The 15,317-nt window shown below is 60.6% G+C and carries 12 protein-coding genes; 5 read left to right on the top strand and 7 right to left on the bottom strand.

Annotated features, from left to right (window positions below; translation table 11 throughout):
* Positions 1–55: 55 nt before the first annotated feature.
* From ON058_RS07045 to polA, 6 genes are all read right to left on the bottom strand, one after another.
* Positions 56–1,105 (bottom strand): TerC family protein, encoded by a 1,050-nt coding sequence (locus ON058_RS07045; protein ID WP_274668315.1) that lies wholly within the window; start codon positions 1,103–1,105, stop codon positions 56–58.
* 21 nt (positions 1,106–1,126) lie between these two features.
* Positions 1,127–3,196 (bottom strand): excinuclease ABC subunit UvrB, encoded by a 2,070-nt coding sequence (uvrB, locus tag ON058_RS07050; RefSeq protein WP_274668316.1) that lies wholly within the window; start codon positions 3,194–3,196, stop codon positions 1,127–1,129.
* Between the two features lie 33 nt (positions 3,197–3,229).
* On the bottom strand, positions 3,230–3,826 hold the full coding sequence (coaE, locus tag ON058_RS07055; RefSeq protein WP_274668317.1) for a dephospho-CoA kinase: 597 nt from the start codon (positions 3,824–3,826) through the stop codon (positions 3,230–3,232).
* Between the two features lie 148 nt (positions 3,827–3,974).
* Positions 3,975–5,453 carry a 30S ribosomal protein S1 gene (rpsA, locus tag ON058_RS07060; RefSeq protein WP_274668318.1) on the bottom strand — a complete coding sequence of 493 codons (1,479 nt, stop codon included), beginning with the start codon at positions 5,451–5,453 and terminating at the stop codon, positions 3,975–3,977.
* Between the two features lie 199 nt (positions 5,454–5,652).
* Positions 5,653–6,675 carry a 6-phosphofructokinase gene (locus ON058_RS07065; protein ID WP_274668319.1) on the bottom strand — a complete coding sequence of 341 codons (1,023 nt, stop codon included), beginning with the start codon at positions 6,673–6,675 and terminating at the stop codon, positions 5,653–5,655.
* A 9-nt stretch (positions 6,676–6,684) separates the two neighbouring features.
* A complete protein-coding gene (gene polA, locus ON058_RS07070) occupies positions 6,685–9,342 on the bottom strand; it encodes a DNA polymerase I (protein ID WP_274668320.1) in 2,658 nt (885 codons plus the stop codon).
* An 18-nt stretch (positions 9,343–9,360) separates the two neighbouring features.
* On the opposite strand from polA, the gene ON058_RS07075 reads away from it, so the two are divergent.
* From ON058_RS07075 to ON058_RS07095, 5 genes are read left to right on the top strand one after another with little or no spacing between them, the layout of a single operon-like run.
* A complete protein-coding gene (locus ON058_RS07075; protein ID WP_274668321.1) occupies positions 9,361–9,774 on the top strand; it encodes a PaaI family thioesterase in 414 nt (137 codons plus the stop codon).
* A 52-nt stretch (positions 9,775–9,826) separates the two neighbouring features.
* Complete coding sequence (locus ON058_RS07080; protein ID WP_274668322.1) at positions 9,827–10,972, top strand: branched-chain amino acid ABC transporter permease; 1,146 nt, start codon at positions 9,827–9,829, stop codon at positions 10,970–10,972.
* A gap of 2 nt (positions 10,973–10,974) precedes the next feature.
* Positions 10,975–11,949 (top strand): branched-chain amino acid ABC transporter permease, encoded by a 975-nt coding sequence (locus ON058_RS07085; RefSeq protein WP_274668323.1) that lies wholly within the window; start codon positions 10,975–10,977, stop codon positions 11,947–11,949.
* Complete coding sequence (locus tag ON058_RS07090) at positions 11,942–12,781, top strand: ABC transporter ATP-binding protein (protein WP_274668324.1); 840 nt, start codon at positions 11,942–11,944, stop codon at positions 12,779–12,781. Before ON058_RS07085 ends, ON058_RS07090 begins: the two co-directional genes overlap by 8 nt.
* Positions 12,778–13,506 carry an ABC transporter ATP-binding protein gene (locus ON058_RS07095; RefSeq protein WP_274668325.1) on the top strand — a complete coding sequence of 243 codons (729 nt, stop codon included), beginning with the start codon at positions 12,778–12,780 and terminating at the stop codon, positions 13,504–13,506. The genes ON058_RS07090 and ON058_RS07095 overlap by 4 nt, the downstream gene beginning before the upstream one ends.
* Positions 13,507–13,886: 380 nt before the next feature.
* On the opposite strand, the gene ON058_RS07100 is transcribed toward ON058_RS07095, so the two are convergent.
* On the bottom strand, positions 13,887–15,164 hold the full coding sequence (locus tag ON058_RS07100; RefSeq protein WP_274668326.1) for an ABC transporter substrate-binding protein: 1,278 nt from the start codon (positions 15,162–15,164) through the stop codon (positions 13,887–13,889).
* Between the last annotated feature and the right edge of the window lie 153 nt (positions 15,165–15,317).

Below are 15,317 nucleotides of genomic sequence, written 5' to 3' on the forward strand. Positions count from 1 at the left end.
TGCGACTGCGTGAAACGCAGTCGCACCCCTCGCGACGTCTATACAGATGCCGAACTCAGCCCTTGCCGGGGTCAGGCTCCTGCGAGATGTCGAGGGCGTCGCCCTGCACATCGTTCTCAAGCTCTGTTTTGAGTTCGTCCTTACCTCGCGTCGCGATCAAACTGGCGACCGTCGAAATGACCAAGATCGTGCAGATGACGCTCAGAGAGAGCGCAGTGGAGACCTCCGGAACATGAATGCCCTCACCACCGTTGACGAACGGCAGGTTGTTCTCATGCAGGGCGTGGAGAACGAGCTTCACACCGATAAAGGCCAGGATCGCGGCCAGGCCATAGTGAAGGTACACGAGCCGCTGCAGCAGGCCTTGCACGAGGAAGTACAGCTGACGCAGACCCAAGAGCGCGAATGCATTCGCCGTAAACACGATGAAGGGGTCCTGGGTGAGGCCAAAGATCGCGGGAATTGAGTCCAAGGCGAACAACACGTCTGTCGATCCGATGGCCACCATGACCAGAAGCATGGGCGTCACCATGCGCTTGCCGGCCTCACGCACCATGACTCGTCCTTCACGATATCCATCGGTGACGGGGTAAAGCCTGCGCACGAGTCGGACCATTCGACCTTCCTCGTACTCCTGGTTCGTCGACTCCTCGGAACTCTCCTTGGCCAAGCCCCACGCGGTGTAGATGAGGAAGGCCCCAAACACGTAGAAGAGCGCCGAGAACGCGTCGAGTGCCGCCGCACCAGCAGCAATGAAGATTCCGCGCAGCACCAGGGCCACCGCGATTCCCACCAGGAGGACCCGAGACCGGTACCTAGGCGGCACCGCGAAGCGCGTCATGATCACAAGGAAGACAAACAAGTTGTCAACCGAAAGTGACTTCTCCGTGATGTAGCCCGCGAAGTACTCCATCGTGGGGAAGTCTGCGTGCCACAGATGCAGAACGAAGCCGAAGATCACGGCGAGGCCGATATAGAACAGCGACCACCCCACTGACTCCTTGAATGTCGGCTCGTGGGGACGGCGGATCACCACCGCAAAATCAAAGATGAAGAGGGCAACGATGACCGCAATGGTCACTGCCCACACGCTCGCGTCAGTCACTGGAACATCCTAGGTGCCAAGTCACAAGCCACCGAGCATCTGGCGTAGTTCCTTCTTCAGATCGCCGATTTCATCTCGTAGACGTGCTGCCAGTTCGAACTGCAGCTCCGAAGCGGCCTCGCGCATTTGGGCACTGAGATCCTCAATCAACTGTGACAACTCTTCAGCGGGGCGGCCCGCGAACGGCGTCTTGCTGCTCTCCGCGCCCGATCCCTGCGTTTGGGTCTTCTCATGAGCCTTGGCGAGCGTCTCCTGTGTGTCGGCTTCTTCACGAGCCAACATCTCGGTGATGTCGCCGATGCGCTTTCGCAGTGGTGTCGGGTCGATTCCGTTGTCGGTGTTGTACGTGATCTGGATCTCCCGACGGCGGTTGGTCTCTTCGATGGCGAGGGACATGGAGTCCGTGACCCGGTCCGCATACATGTGAACCTCACCGGAGACGTTACGAGCGGCACGGCCAATCGTCTGAATCAGCGACGTGCCGGAACGAAGGAAGCCCTCCTTATCCGCATCCAGAATGGACACGAGCGAGACTTCAGGTAGGTCAAGTCCCTCACGGAGAAGGTTGATACCCACCAACACATCGAACCGACCGAGCCGGAGTTCACGGAGCAGTTCGACACGCCGAAGCGTGTCGACATCCGAGTGGAGGTATTCCACCTGCACTCCCCTGTCAGACAGGAACTCGGTCAGATCCTCCGCCATCTTCTTCGTGAGCGTTGTGACGAGTGTCCGCTCATCCCGTTCCACCCGGGCCCGAATCTGTTCAAGCAGATCGTCGATCTGGCCTTCAGTTGGCTTGACCACGATCTTGGGGTCGACTAGTCCCGTCGGGCGAATGATCTGCTCCACCACTCCGTCAGCCGCATCCAGTTCGTATTGGCCGGGAGTGGCCGAGAGGTACACCGTTTGGCCCGTGCGATTGAGGAACTCGCCCCACGTGAGCGGACGGTTGTCCAGTGCGGAGGGAAGCCGGAAACCGTGCTCTACGAGCGTGCGTTTGCGGGAGCGGTCTCCTTCAAACATCGCACCGATTTGAGGCACTGTGACGTGGGATTCATCGAGGACGAGCAGGAAGTCATCGGGGAAATAGTCCAGCAAGGTGTGCGGCGGCGTTCCCTCTGCTCGCTGCTCGATGTGACGGGAGTAGTTTTCGATGCCTGAGCACGTTCCAACTGACTGCATCATTTCGAGGTCAAAAGTGGTGCGCATCTTGAGGCGCTGGGCTTCAAGAAGCTTGTTCTGCTTCTCGAGTTCCTCGAGCCGTTCCGCGAGTTCCGTCTCGATCGTACGGATGGCAGCATGCATCCTGTCCTGACTGGCGACATAGTGAGATGCGGGGAACACGTGGGCGTGAGTACGTTGCTCGACGACCTGCCCCGTCAGGGGGTGCAACGTGTAGAGGGCATCAATCTCGTCGCCGAAGAACTCGATACGAATCGCGAGCTCTTCGTACACCGGGATGATCTCGACGGTGTCACCGCGCACCCGAAACGTTCCTCGGGTGAAGGCGAGGTCGTTGCGCGCATATTGCATCTGCACGAACTCACGGAGGAGCGCGTCACGGTCAATGACATCGCCCACTTGAAGCGACACCATTCCTTGGATGTACTCCTCAGGGGTTCCTAGGCCATAGATGCACGACACGGATGACACGACCACGACGTCCCGGCGGGTCAGCAAGGAGTTGGTGGCGGAGTAGCGCAGTCGTTCCACCTCCTCATTGATAGATGAATCTTTTTCAATGAAGGTGTCCGTCTGAGGGACGTAGGCCTCAGGCTGGTAGTAGTCGTAGTAGGACACGAAGTACTCCACCGCGTTGTGCGGAAGGAGCTCTCGAAACTCGGTGGCCAACTGCGCAGCCAGCGTCTTGTTGTGCGCCATCACCAGAGTGGGGCGTTGAAGCCTCTCGATCAACCACGCTGTTGTTGCGGACTTACCCGTACCGGTAGCGCCGAGGAGAACCACGTCTTCCTCACCGGCTTGTATACGCCGGGCAAGTTCATCAATGGCTTTGGGCTGGTCACCAGACGGCTGATACTCGGACTCCACCTTGAACGGCGCATCGGAACGGCGGATGTCAAAACTCATGGCACTACCGTACGCGGCACCTACGACACCCGGTTATGACTGAGGTACGTGCTCCGCCCAGAAGCGATCCACCTGGCCGCGAAGATCCTCAGCGTTTCCTGCCCCGTCCAGCACTACATCGGCAATTGCAGCACGCTCACTGTCGGTGGCCTGGGAAGCAATTCTGCCTCGCGCTTCTTCCAGCGACAGTCCCCGGCCTTCGACAAGTCGAGATAGCCGCAGTTCCGGCGGTGCAGCGACGGTCACGACAAGCGAGAACTGGGCATCCTGGCCGCTCTCCACCAAGAGCGGAATGTCGTGCACGACGACCTTCTCCCCTGCAGCCCGAGCCCGCTTGTCAGCAGCTTGACCCATCGCGAAGACATATGGATGGACGATTGAGTTCAGTTTCCTGCGCGCGTCGTCGTTGCCAAAAACGATGTCCGCAAGCGCCGCCCGGTCGAGGGCTCCATTGACCACCATCTTGTCGCCAAACTCACGCACAATATCGACAAGCGCCGCAGAGCCGGGAGCCACTGCTTCACGGGCGAGCACGTCATGGTCCACCACCAACGCACCGAGCTCACCAAAACGTGTTGACGCGGTGGACTTGCCCGCCGCGATTCCCCCTGTCAATCCGATGCGCAACATGGCCAGAGTCTCCCACTGTGCGCGAGTCACAAGCAACTTTGCTCCAGGCTTCGCGGTGACGGATCTCGCCGCACGGTCGGGCCCGAAGCCGCCCGGACACGCAGAAGGCCCCGACCGCAATGGTCGGGGCCTTCTGTGATGCTGTGGCTTAGTTGCCGGTCAGCTTCTCGCGCAGAGCGGCGAGACGCTCATCCGAGGCAAGCGTTCCAGCGTCAGTCGATTCGTCGTGCGACGAGTACGAAGCACCTTCCGACTTGCCTGCACGGCGGCGCGCTGCGGGCTCCGCGGTCTCGGCTTCGGCGGCCTGCTCGTCCTGCTTGGCGACGAACTTCTTGTGGGCTTCCCAGCGCTCGTGAGCCTTGGCGTACTCCGCTTCCCAGGCTTCGCGCTGCTCGTCGAAGCCATCGCGCCATTCCTGGGTCTCGGGGTCGAAGCCCTCGGGGTACTTGTAGTTGCCCTGCTCGTCGTACTCGGCAGTCATACCGTACAGAGCGGGATCGAAGTCTTCGCCCTCGGGGTCGACACCTTCGTTGGCCTGCTTGATCGACAGCGAGATGCGACGACGCTCCAAGTCGATGTCGATGATCTTGACGAAGACCTCTTCATCGGCCTGAACAACCTGCTCGGGCAGCTCAACGTGGCGCACAGCCAACTCGGAGATGTGGACGAGACCCTCGATGCCGTCGTAGACGCGAACGAACGCACCGAACGGAACGAGCTTGGTGACCTTGCCGGGCACAATTTGGCCGATGGCGTGGGTACGTGCGTACACAGCCCACGGGTCTTCCTGGGTTGCCTTGAGCGACAGCGAAACGCGCTCGCGGTCCATGTCGATGTCGAGAACCTCGACCTCGACTTCCTGACCCACGGACACAACCTCGTTGGGGTGGTCGATGTGCTTCCACGACAGTTCGGAAACGTGGACAAGACCGTCGACGCCGCCCAGGTCCACGAAGGCACCGAAGTTGACGATCGACGACACAGTGCCCTTGCGGACCTGGCCGGGCTGCAAGGCGGTCAGGAAGGTCGAGCGGACCTCCGACTGCGTCTGCTCGAGGAAGGCACGACGCGACAGCACCACGTTGTTGCGGTTCTTGTCGAGTTCAATGATCTTCGCTTCGATCTGCTGACCGATGTAAGGCGCGAGGTCGCGAACGCGACGCATTTCCACCAGCGATGCAGGCAGGAAGCCACGCAGACCGATGTCAACGATCAGACCACCCTTGACGACCTCGATCACGGAGCCGGTGACAACACCGTCTTCTTCCTTGACCTTCTCGATCGAGCCCCACGCACGCTCGTACTGAGCACGCTTCTTCGACAGGATCAGTCGACCTTCCTTGTCCTCCTTCTGGAGAACGAGGGCTTCGATGGTGTCGCCAACTTCGACAACCTCATCAGGGTTGGCGTCGTGACGGATCGACAGTTCACGCGAAGGGATCACACCTTCGGTCTTGTAGCCGATGTCGAGGAGGACCTCGTCACGGTCGACCTTGACGATGGTGCCCTCAACGAGGTCGCCGTCGTCAAAGTTCTTGATAGTCGCGTCGACGGCTGCGAGGAAATCCTCAGCGGAGCCGATGTCGTTGACGGCGATAGGGGTGGACTCGGGGGTGGATACGGACATTAAGGAGTAGCTCCGATGGACAGTGGAATTGGACTTTGATTGTTGAACTGCACCACAAGCGCACAAGGCGCACATGGCCACCGGACATAGTACCCGCTACTGGCCTCACGATACAACCTGACGCACCACAAAGAAGGTGACAGCATTAACGGGGCCTTTCCTCACAGCGAAAGGCCCCGCCAATACGTCGAAGGTGCGATTACAGCGTGCGCGCAGCCTTCAGAAGTTCCTCAGGAACCCACTTGGTCTTGCCCATCATCGTCTCAAAAGGTTCCAACACGATGTTCCCGCCTTGCAGTGCGGTGAACTTGTGGCTCTCGCCGCGGACGATTCCGTCGATCGCAGCGACGCCCATGCGCGTACCCAAGAGGCGGTCTGCCGCGGTGGGAACACCGCCACGCTGGACGTAGCCAAGCACGGTCAGTCTCGTGGGGAAGCCAGTGGCAGACTCAATGGCCTTCGTGACTTCGTGGCCGATCGACCCTGCGATCGGGTTGCCCTTCTCGTCGAGAGTGTCGTGGCCGCTCCACTCCGAGCCCTCTGCCGGAATGGCACCCTCCGCGACGGCGATGATCGAGAAGTTCTTGTAGCGGTGACGGTGCTTGATTCGCTTGGCGATCTTCTCGATATCGAAGGGCTCTTCCGGAGCCAGAATGATGTCGGCGCCACCCGCAATACCAGCCGTGACAGCAATCCAGCCACTGTGACGGCCCATGAGTTCCACCACCATCACACGGTTGTGCGACTCCGCGGTGGAGTGCAAGCGGTCCACGGCTTCCGTTGCAACGGAAACAGCAGTGTCAAAGCCGATTGCGGCGTCTGTGCCGACCACGTCGTTGTCGATGGTCTTGGGGATACCGATCACGGGAACGCCGAGTTCCTTCGACACCTTGCCAGCAGCCTTCAGCGTGCCGTCACCACCGATGCAGATGAAGCCGTCAAGCTTCTCATTGTCGAAGGTGTCTTTCACCGCTTCCATGCCACCCGGCACCTTGTGTGGGTGGCAACGCGCCGTCCCGAGCATGGTTCCACCGTGGACCAAGATGCCGCTGACGTCATCACGTGTCATGGGGACTGCGTCACCGTCGATCACGCCTTGCCATCCGTTGCGGAAACCCACGATCGAGCAGCCGTGTTCCGAGGTACCGCGCTTCACTACAGCGCGGATGGCCGCATTCAGTCCGGGGCAGTCTCCCCCGCCAGTCAGAATTCCGATTCGCATGTTTCCACCCTAGTGTCCGGCGGCGCGCCAGTCCGGCCCCTCGCCGACATTGACATCGAGTGGTACGGACAGATCACCCGCGGCGTGCATCTGTTCACGCAGAATCTGCTCAACGGCTTCACGTTCGCCATCTGCAACCTCTACGACAAGTTCATCATGCACCTGGAGTAGTTGCCTAGAGCGCAGACTTTGGTCCCGAATCGCCTGGTCAACGCCCAACATCGCCTTTTTAATGAGGTCGGCGGCGCTTCCCTGGATCGGTGCGTTCAGCGCGGCACGTTCCGCTATATCACGTCGCTGACGGTTTGTTGACGTCAAGTCCGGGAAGTAGCGGCGCCGCCCCATGATGGTCTCGGTGTAACCATCTTGGCGCGCACGTTCGACGACCTGGTGGAGGTAGTCACGCACTCCACCGAAGCGCGCGAAGTAGTCGTCCATCAACCGTTGGGCTTCACCGACCGGTAGCGACAACTGGCGGGCGAGTCCGAAGGACGACAGCCCGTACGCGAGGCCATAGCTCATGGCCTTCACCTTGGACCGCATTTCAGGTGTGACCTCCGAAGGCTCCACGCCAAAGACCCTGGCACCCACAAAGCGGTGGAGGTCCTCTCCCCCACGGAAAGCTTCGATCAAGCCCTCATCACCGCTGAGGTGGGCCATGATGCGCATCTCGATCTGGCTGTAGTCCGCGGTCAGCAGGGTCGAATACTCCTCACCGACGACAAACGCTTCGCGAATACGGTGTCCCTCTTCGGTGCGAATGGGGATGTTCTGGAGGTTCGGGTCGCGCGAACTGAGGCGGCCCGTTGAGGCGACGGTCTGGCTGAAGGTGGTGTGGATGCGTCCGTCGACACGAATCGCGCTCGACAAGGTCTCGATGATCTGCCCAAGCTTTGTCGAGTCACGGTACGCCAAAAGCGCCTCGAGGAACGGATGCGGGTTCTTCGCTTGAAGGTCCGCGAGCGAAGACGCATCGGTTGAGTATCCAGTCTTGATCTTCTTGGTCTTGGGCATCCCGAGTCGCTCGAACAACACCTCTTGAAGTTGCTTCGGCGAGCCCAGGTTTACTTCAGTACCGTCGATTGCGGCGTATGCCTCCTGAGCGGCGGCGTCAGCTCGCCCGCGTGCGTGGCCAGCGAGTTCCGCCATCACCGCCTGGTCGACGGCGATCCCCGCGTGCTCCATGTGGGCAAGCACGCGGATCAGGGGAATCTCGAGTTCCTCGTAGACCGCGGTCATCCCGCGCCGTTCGACTTCGGCATCAAGTTCACCGGCAAGGGTCGCAATATGCGCGGCTCGCTGGCCGGCTGCCTGCGCCGCGGAAGTCCCGAGCCCCAGGTCGAGTTCCCCGCCAGTTGTCGCTGGCCCGCTTTGCATGCCGAGGAAGCGCTGAAGCACTGAGTCCAAGTCAAATCCACGTTGATCTGCATTGACCAGGAATGCCCCAATCTGCGTGTCCCCGACGATGCCTTCGAGCGTGAAGCCCCTGGCCCTCAGCGAGTGCCATGCATCCTTGGCAGAGTGTGTCGTGACTGCCACATTGGGGTCTGCCAGCCATCGAGATAACGCGGCGTCTTGGTCAGTGCTCAGACCCGTGAGGTCGATGCCCCACGCCTGGTCTCCTACGCACACGCCCAGCGCCCACGCGTCAGCATCGACTCCCGTCTTGCCTTCAACGTGGAGCCACACAGGACCCTTGAGTTGCGTGACGGCCTCGACTGCACCCTCGACTGTCACCAGAACCTCTTCCGGTTCTTGTGGAGCCTCCTCGGCGGCATCAGAAGTGGCCAGCGGTAGCAGCCGGTCCCGCAGGGTGCGGAACTGCAAGGTGTCGCAGACCTGATGGACGGCAGCCGCATCGGCTCCCTGGTACTCCAGCTCTGCCAAAGGCACGGCGACCTCAAGGTCCGTCAGCAAATGGTTGAGCTTGCGGTTAAGGCGGACTTGCTCGAGGTGATCGCGGAGGCTCTGCCCCGCTTTCCCCGGCACGTCCTCTGCCTGATCGAGGATCTCGGTGAGGCCCCCATAAGCATTGATCCACTTCGCGGCGGTCTTGGGGCCGACGCCAGGCACACCCGGAAGATTGTCGCTTGACTCCCCCACTAGTGCGGCAAGTTCGGGGTACTGGTGGGGCGCGACCCCATACTTTTCCTGCACTGAGTCGGGAGTGAAGTACACCAGGTCAGACACACCCTTGCGGGGGTACAGCAAGGTGACATCCTCTGTCACCAACTGGATGGTGTCGCGGTCTCCGGACACCACCAGCACGCGCATTCCGGCCTCACGGCCCATACGCGCATACGTAGCGAGGAGGTCATCTGCTTCATAGCGCTCTTTGTCCACAGCGGTGATGCGCAGGGCATCCAGCACCTCACGAATGAGAGGAACCTGAGGTTCGAACTCCGGGGGCGTCGCGTCACGCGTTCCCTTGTACGAAGGCAGCTGCTCGGTCCGGAACGTGCCTCCGGGAAGGTCGAAGGCTACTGCCACGTGTGTCGGAGAGTTCTCCTTCATCAAGGTCGCCAGCATGGTGCTGAACCCATAGACCGCATTCGTGGGAGTACCCGTGTCTGTTGCGAAGTTCTCCACCGGCAGCCCGAAAAAAGCCCGGAATGCCATAGAAAGTCCGTCGATCAGCAAGAGTGTTGGTCGGCTGTTGTCGCTCACTGTGACAACCTATCTCCTATGACCGACATCGACGCGGCCTCGCCACACAGTGGTGGCAAGGAGACTTTGATGACTCGCCTGGGGATTGAGATCACCGAGGCGTCGTCTGATCGCGTCGTAGGGACGATGCCCGTCCAAGGGAACGTACAGCCCTACGGTTTTCTGCACGGCGGAGCGTCCGCCGCGCTTGCCGAGACACTGGGTTCCATCGGCGCACAGCACCATGCTGGCGCCGGTGCAGTGGCAATCGGCGTTGATCTCAACATCACCCACCATCGTTCCGTGACCGCGGGCATGGTGAGTGGAACCGCACAACCGCTCCACCTGGGGCGGACTACGGCCACGTACTCCGTGACCGTTTCGGACGAATCGGGAGCAACAGTCGCATCGGCGCGACTGACGTGCGCGATTCGACCTCGCCGCGCTACATGACGGAAACATCTCGCGATTAGGTTGTGCGTCAACACAAACCCTGGGAGGGGCCTTGACGAAGAGAATCGACCGGCGCGTGATGTTGCGCGCGCTGATCGTCCTCGTCATTGCAGTGGCAGCATTCATTGCCCTTGGCGCATCCGGTTCTCCCGCGATCGCCAGCACCACCGACACCGTTGTCGCACATTCAGCAGCGCTGTCCAATGAAGCACCATCCGCACTGACGCAGGACACCACCACTGTTCATGCCACCGCAGATACCGAAAGCTCTGGCGTCGGCGATAACCGCTATGTCCAGCAGTTCATCAACGGCATCGTTTTTGGACTCTTGCTAGCACTGGCCTCCGTTGGCCTATCGCTGATCTACGGAACAACGGGACTCAGCAACTTTGCCCACGGAGAGCAAGTCTCGTTGGGCGCGTTGTTGACATTTTTCTTTGCTTCCAAGCAAGAGGTCTCGTTGCCGTTCTTGCCCGTGGAGTTCTCCATCGGATGGCCACTCCTACCCTCGGCTCTCGCCGCAATTGCCATCAGTGCAGGCACAGGCTGGTTGCAGGACCGGTATCTGTGGTCGCCATTGCGTCGACGCCGCGTGTCGATCGTCCAACAGATGATCGTGTCAATCGGACTATCCCTGGCGATGCTGAACTTCATCCAGTGGTGGTTCGGGGCAGAGCGCAAGCGCCTCACGACCTCGATCGACACAAGGCTGGACCTCGGCCTCTTCTCGATCGGACAAACCACCATTTGGTCCGTCCTGATCGCACTGGTCTGCCTGGGCGGTGTGGGCTACTTCCTTCTCAAGACTCGCACCGGCAGGGCCACCCGAGCGGTGTCCGACAACCCGGCACTCGCATCGGCGTCAGGAATCCGTGTAGAAAAAGTCGTCCGGCTCGTATGGATCATGGCCACTGGGCTTGCAGCGGTGGGAGGCATTCTCCTCGCTCTGTACGACAACGCTGCCGCATTTGACGTAGGAGCACGCCTCCTGCTGTTGATGTTTGCTGCCGTGACTCTAGGCGGCCTGGGCCAAGCGTTTGGCGCCTTGGTCGGTTCCCTGGTCATCGGAGTCGCTGTCGAAATGTCGACGCTGTGGATTGGCACCGACCTCAAGTACGCCGTCGCACTCGCGATTCTGATCCTGGTGCTGCTCGTGAGGCCGCAAGGCATCCTCGGACGAGCCGAGAGGGTGGGTTGATCATGGATATTTTGCTCGACGCGACCACAGCAGTGTTCGCTCCCGCGACCGCCGCTTTTGCTCTAGCCGCCATTGGCCTGAACTTCCACTTTGGACTGACGGGGCTCCTCAACATGGGCCACGCAGGCTTCATGCTGCTCGGCATGTATGGCTATGCCATCTCCACGTCACGCGGTGCACCCATCTGGCTTGCTTTGATCGTCGCAATCGCGGCGGCCACTGTCTTTGGCCTGCTCTTGGGATGGCCGACGCTCAAGTTACGCGGCGACTACCTCGCCATCGCCACCATTTCCGCCGCAGAACTCGTCCGCTACCTTGGTCGGTCCAACTCTCTCCAAGGGCTCACGGGCGGATCCACCGGAATCCGAGGCTCCGACTTCAAGTTCACCTTCGAAGAGCTGAGCCCGTTGCCCAACGAGAACATCACGATCCTCTTCTGGACCAACCACGGTTCGCTGTCGTCGAGTTGGTGGCTACATATCGTGGCCTGGTCCGCCGTGGCATTGTTTGCGCTCCTGTTTTGGCAGTTGGCGCGCAGCCCTTGGGGCCGTGTGCTGAAGGGCATCCGTGAGGACGAGGACGCGGTCCGCGCACTCGGCAAGAACGTGTACTCCTACAAGATGCAGGCCCTCGTCCTGGGCGGTGTGATTGGCGCCATTGGCGGTGTGCTGTGGTCACTTGGAGCCTCGGTCCAACCGGACTCCATGGGACGTCCCACAACATTCTGGCTCTGGACCATCCTGCTCCTCGGTGGCGCCGCAACAGTATTCGGCCCGGTGCTGGGTTCGATGCTCTTCTGGATGTCGCTCGTTGTCATCAAGGGTCTTGCGTCCACCTTCATTCCGTCGAGCGTGCTCTCGCCAGTCGAGATCGAACCGTTCTCACTGGTGCTTGTGGGAATCACGCTGATGGTGCTCGTGGTGTTCCGGCCACAAGGAGTACTCGGAAACAAGAGGGAGTTGGCTTTCAATGACTGAGGTTTTCGCAGAGGTCGCGCACGAACCAGGGGCTGCCAAGCAGGACCCCATCGTGATCGCGGATCACGTGCACCGTCACTTTGGCGGTTTGACCGCGGTGGACGTTGAGCACTTCGAGGTGCAACGCAACGCTATTACCGCGTTGATTGGACCGAACGGTGCCGGAAAGTCCACGTTCTTCAACCTCCTCACCGGGTTCGATAGGCCCCAACGCGGCGAGTGGCAGTTCAATGGCCACTCCCTCGTGGGAACGTCTCCGGCGAAGATCGCTCGCGCAGGGAAGGTACGTACCTTCCAGCTCACCAAAGCCCTCAATCGCATGACCGTCATGGAGAACATGCGACTGGGAGCAGCTGAACAGGGCGGCGAGAACTTCTTCAAGGCGCTTGTGCCCGGGCTTTGGAAGGCCCGTGAACAAGAGATCACAGAGAAAGCTCATGTTCTCCTTCACCGCTTCAAACTGTATGAGAAGAAGGACGACTACGCCGGGTCGCTCTCTGGCGGGCAACGAAAGCTACTCGAGATGGCCCGCGCCCTGATGTCGGACCCCGAGATGATCATGCTTGATGAGCCCATGGCAGGAGTAAACCCAGCGCTCACCGAGTCTCTGCTCGACCACGTCGTTGAGCTCAAGAACGAAGGCAAGACCATCTTGTTTGTCGAGCACGACATGCACATGGTGCGGAGGATCTCCGACTGGGTTGTTGTCATGGCAGAGGGACGCATCATCGCTGAGGGGCCGCCTCAGACGGTGATGGCCAATCCTGCGGTACAAGATGCATACCTCGGTGCGCATCACGACAGCGACCTCTCCGAGGAGGACCCCTCATGACCGACGCACCCGTCATCGTCGACGCCGACGACCTTTACGCCGGCTATCTGCCGGGCATCGACATCCTCAACGGCTGCTCGATGAGGGTCCAAGAAGGCGAACTCATCGGCATCATTGGCCCCAATGGCGCCGGCAAGTCCACCTTCCTCAAGGCCTTGTTCGGCTTGGTGCCGATCCGCTCGGGTTCCGTCACCTTGGGTGACGAGGACATCACTAACATGCGAGCCGATGAGCTGGTCAAGCGTGGCATCGGGTTCGTTCCTCAGACCAACAACGTGTTCCCCTCGTTGACTGTGCTGGAGAACCTCGAGATGGGCACCTACCAGCGCCCCAAGGCCTTCAAAGCACAATGGGAGCGCATCGGTGAACTCTTCCCCAAACTCGTGGACAGGCGAGATCAGCGCGCGGGTTCACTGTCTGGCGGCGAACGCCAAATGGTGGCGATGGCGCGTGCCCTCATGATGGACCCCAAGGTCCTGCTCCTTGACGAGCCGTCCGCTGGCCTATCTCCGGACCGCCAGGATGAGACCTTCGTGCGTACGAGGGAAATCAACCGTACAGGTGTCACGGTGATCATGGTGGAGCAGAACGCCCGACGTTGTCTGCAGATCTGTGATCGCGGATACGTCCTCGACCAGGGCACGACTGCCTACACGGCATCAGGCCAGGAGCTTCTCAAGGACCCCAAGGTGATCGAGCTTTACCTCGGAACTTTGGGAGCATAACAACCCGCCTGACGCATAGAGAGAGGGCCCCAGCAGTGTGCTGGGGCCCTCTCTTTGTGCGTCTCCTCCCCCGAAGCGCACCTCCCCTCGCATCCCCGGTCCAAGGCGCTAGACGCCTCCCTACAGTGAGCGATGCGTTCCACCCGGGTGATCGCCGGAAGGTCGTCTGCGCGTCCAGCCGCATCGGGGCGTCCGTGCACTCGTGTCGTCACACCTGAGGGCCGCCGGCCACGGGGTGGGCCTGCGTGTTGCGCTCGTCTGCCGGAGACCGCCATCACTCGGCCGGTGTCGTCTCGATGAAGGTCCCCAGCTCCAAGTCTGCGCACGCAAAGAGGGCCCCGGCTAGCGCCGAGGCCCTCTCTACTGGAACGTGGTGACTATCAGGAGGTAGGAACCTCACCAAACACTTCAGACACCCAGTTCTGAACGTTGTCGCCGTCGTAGGAGTACACGCCTACGTAAGCGGCGGAGGGGTCGTTCTGCTCATTGAACGGTCCCACTCCCGAGACAGGCTGGTAGTTGATCTCTTCGCCTGCCTCAAGCAGTTCCGCGCACTCGGCAAAGCCGGAGCACTCGGTACCGTCGGTTGCTCCCGAAACAGCGGCCATCGAGCCCTGGATCGAAGGACCATCGGTAGCACCCGCATGTACTGCGGCGAGTGCGATCAGCATCGCTGCGTCGTACGACTCAGGGCCGTAGGCATACGAGTCGAGCGCCTCGTCCGCGACACCGTTGAGGCGTTCCTTGAACTCATCCGATGCGTTGGCGCCCGGAATAGTGCCCTGTGCACCTTCGATTGCGCCCGGATCGAAGTCACCGGAGTAGTCCGCCGTGTTGCCATCCGTCATGTAGAGGTTGGCGGGGTCCAAGTCAGCCGCAAGCAGTTCAGGAATGATCTGCTTGGTCTGGTCGAACGCGATCAGGACGAGAGCATCGAAGTCGGTCGCCATGACGGCTTCAACTTCTGCTGAGAAGTTGGTAGCCGCCGGGTCAAACTCTTCACCCGGGTTTCCATACGTGATGGTGCCACCAGCTTCTTCGATTGTCGCCTGGATGACGTCGCGCAATCCCGTTCCATAGTCTTCGTTGAACACGAGGATGCCGACGTTTTCGTGCCCATCGTCGAGAATCAGGTTGGCGAGCGCGTTGCCCTGCACGGAGTCCGGCGGCGCAGTACGGAAGAAGTAGGGGTCGTAGCCGGACAGCGAAGTCGCAGTGTTGGCCGGAGATACCTGGACCACCTGAGCCGCGGCAACATCGTCCACAAAGTTCAGCGTGACTGCAGACGAGGCCGCACCAATAATCGCCGAAACCCCGTCAGAGATGAGGTCCGCTGCAGACTGCGGTGCAATGTTGGCCTGCTGGGTGTCCGAGGAGTCCTCGTGGATCGCCTCAACGGGGTTTCCGAGGACTCCGCCAGCTTCGTTGATCTCCTGTACCGCGAGATTGACGCCAGCGACCTCAGGAGGCCCCAAGAACGCGAGTGAGCCTGTCAAAGGCAAGACCGTACCGATCTTGAGAGCGTCAGTTGACCCGCCTTCGGAGCCTGCGGAAGTGGTGCCTTCCGACTCGCTGCCATCCGATGAGCAGGCGGCCAGGGCGATCGACGCGGCTGCCAGTACGGCGCCACCGCGTGCGATGGTGTTCCATCGTGCCATTGTGTGTTCCCTCCACACTGACCGAGGCGAGCCTCCGTCAGCCCATTGCCCCAAGGACGGTCCCTGGCGGCAATATGTTCACGCTACCGAAAATAGATTTCGCGGAAAGTACAACAACGTCACGATTCCGTGACCTGCGCCCGGGCAACGCGG

This window comes from Demequina sp. B12 (genome assembly GCF_028823635.1).
Lineage (GTDB): Bacteria > Actinomycetota > Actinomycetes > Actinomycetales > Demequinaceae > Demequina.

Excerpts from the sequence above, each read along its gene's own strand:
- uvrB (WP_274668316.1), bottom strand. The coding sequence starts at position 3,196 with ATGAGTTTTGACATCCGCCGTTCCGATGCGCCGTTCAAGGTGGAGTCC.
- coaE (WP_274668317.1), bottom strand. The coding sequence starts at position 3,826 with ATGTTGCGCATCGGATTGACAGGGGGAATCGCGGCGGGCAAGTCCACC.
- rpsA (WP_274668318.1), bottom strand. The coding sequence starts at position 5,453 with ATGTCCGTATCCACCCCCGAGTCCACCCCTATCGCCGTCAACGACATC.
- ON058_RS07065 (WP_274668319.1), bottom strand. The coding sequence starts at position 6,675 with ATGCGAATCGGAATTCTGACTGGCGGGGGAGACTGCCCCGGACTGAAT.
- ON058_RS07075 (WP_274668321.1), top strand. The coding sequence starts at position 9,361 with ATGACCGACATCGACGCGGCCTCGCCACACAGTGGTGGCAAGGAGACT.
- ON058_RS07085 (WP_274668323.1), top strand. The coding sequence starts at position 10,975 with ATGGATATTTTGCTCGACGCGACCACAGCAGTGTTCGCTCCCGCGACC.
- ON058_RS07090 (WP_274668324.1), top strand. The coding sequence starts at position 11,942 with ATGACTGAGGTTTTCGCAGAGGTCGCGCACGAACCAGGGGCTGCCAAG.
- ON058_RS07095 (WP_274668325.1), top strand. The coding sequence starts at position 12,778 with ATGACCGACGCACCCGTCATCGTCGACGCCGACGACCTTTACGCCGGC.
- ON058_RS07100 (WP_274668326.1), bottom strand. The coding sequence starts at position 15,164 with ATGGCACGATGGAACACCATCGCACGCGGTGGCGCCGTACTGGCAGCC.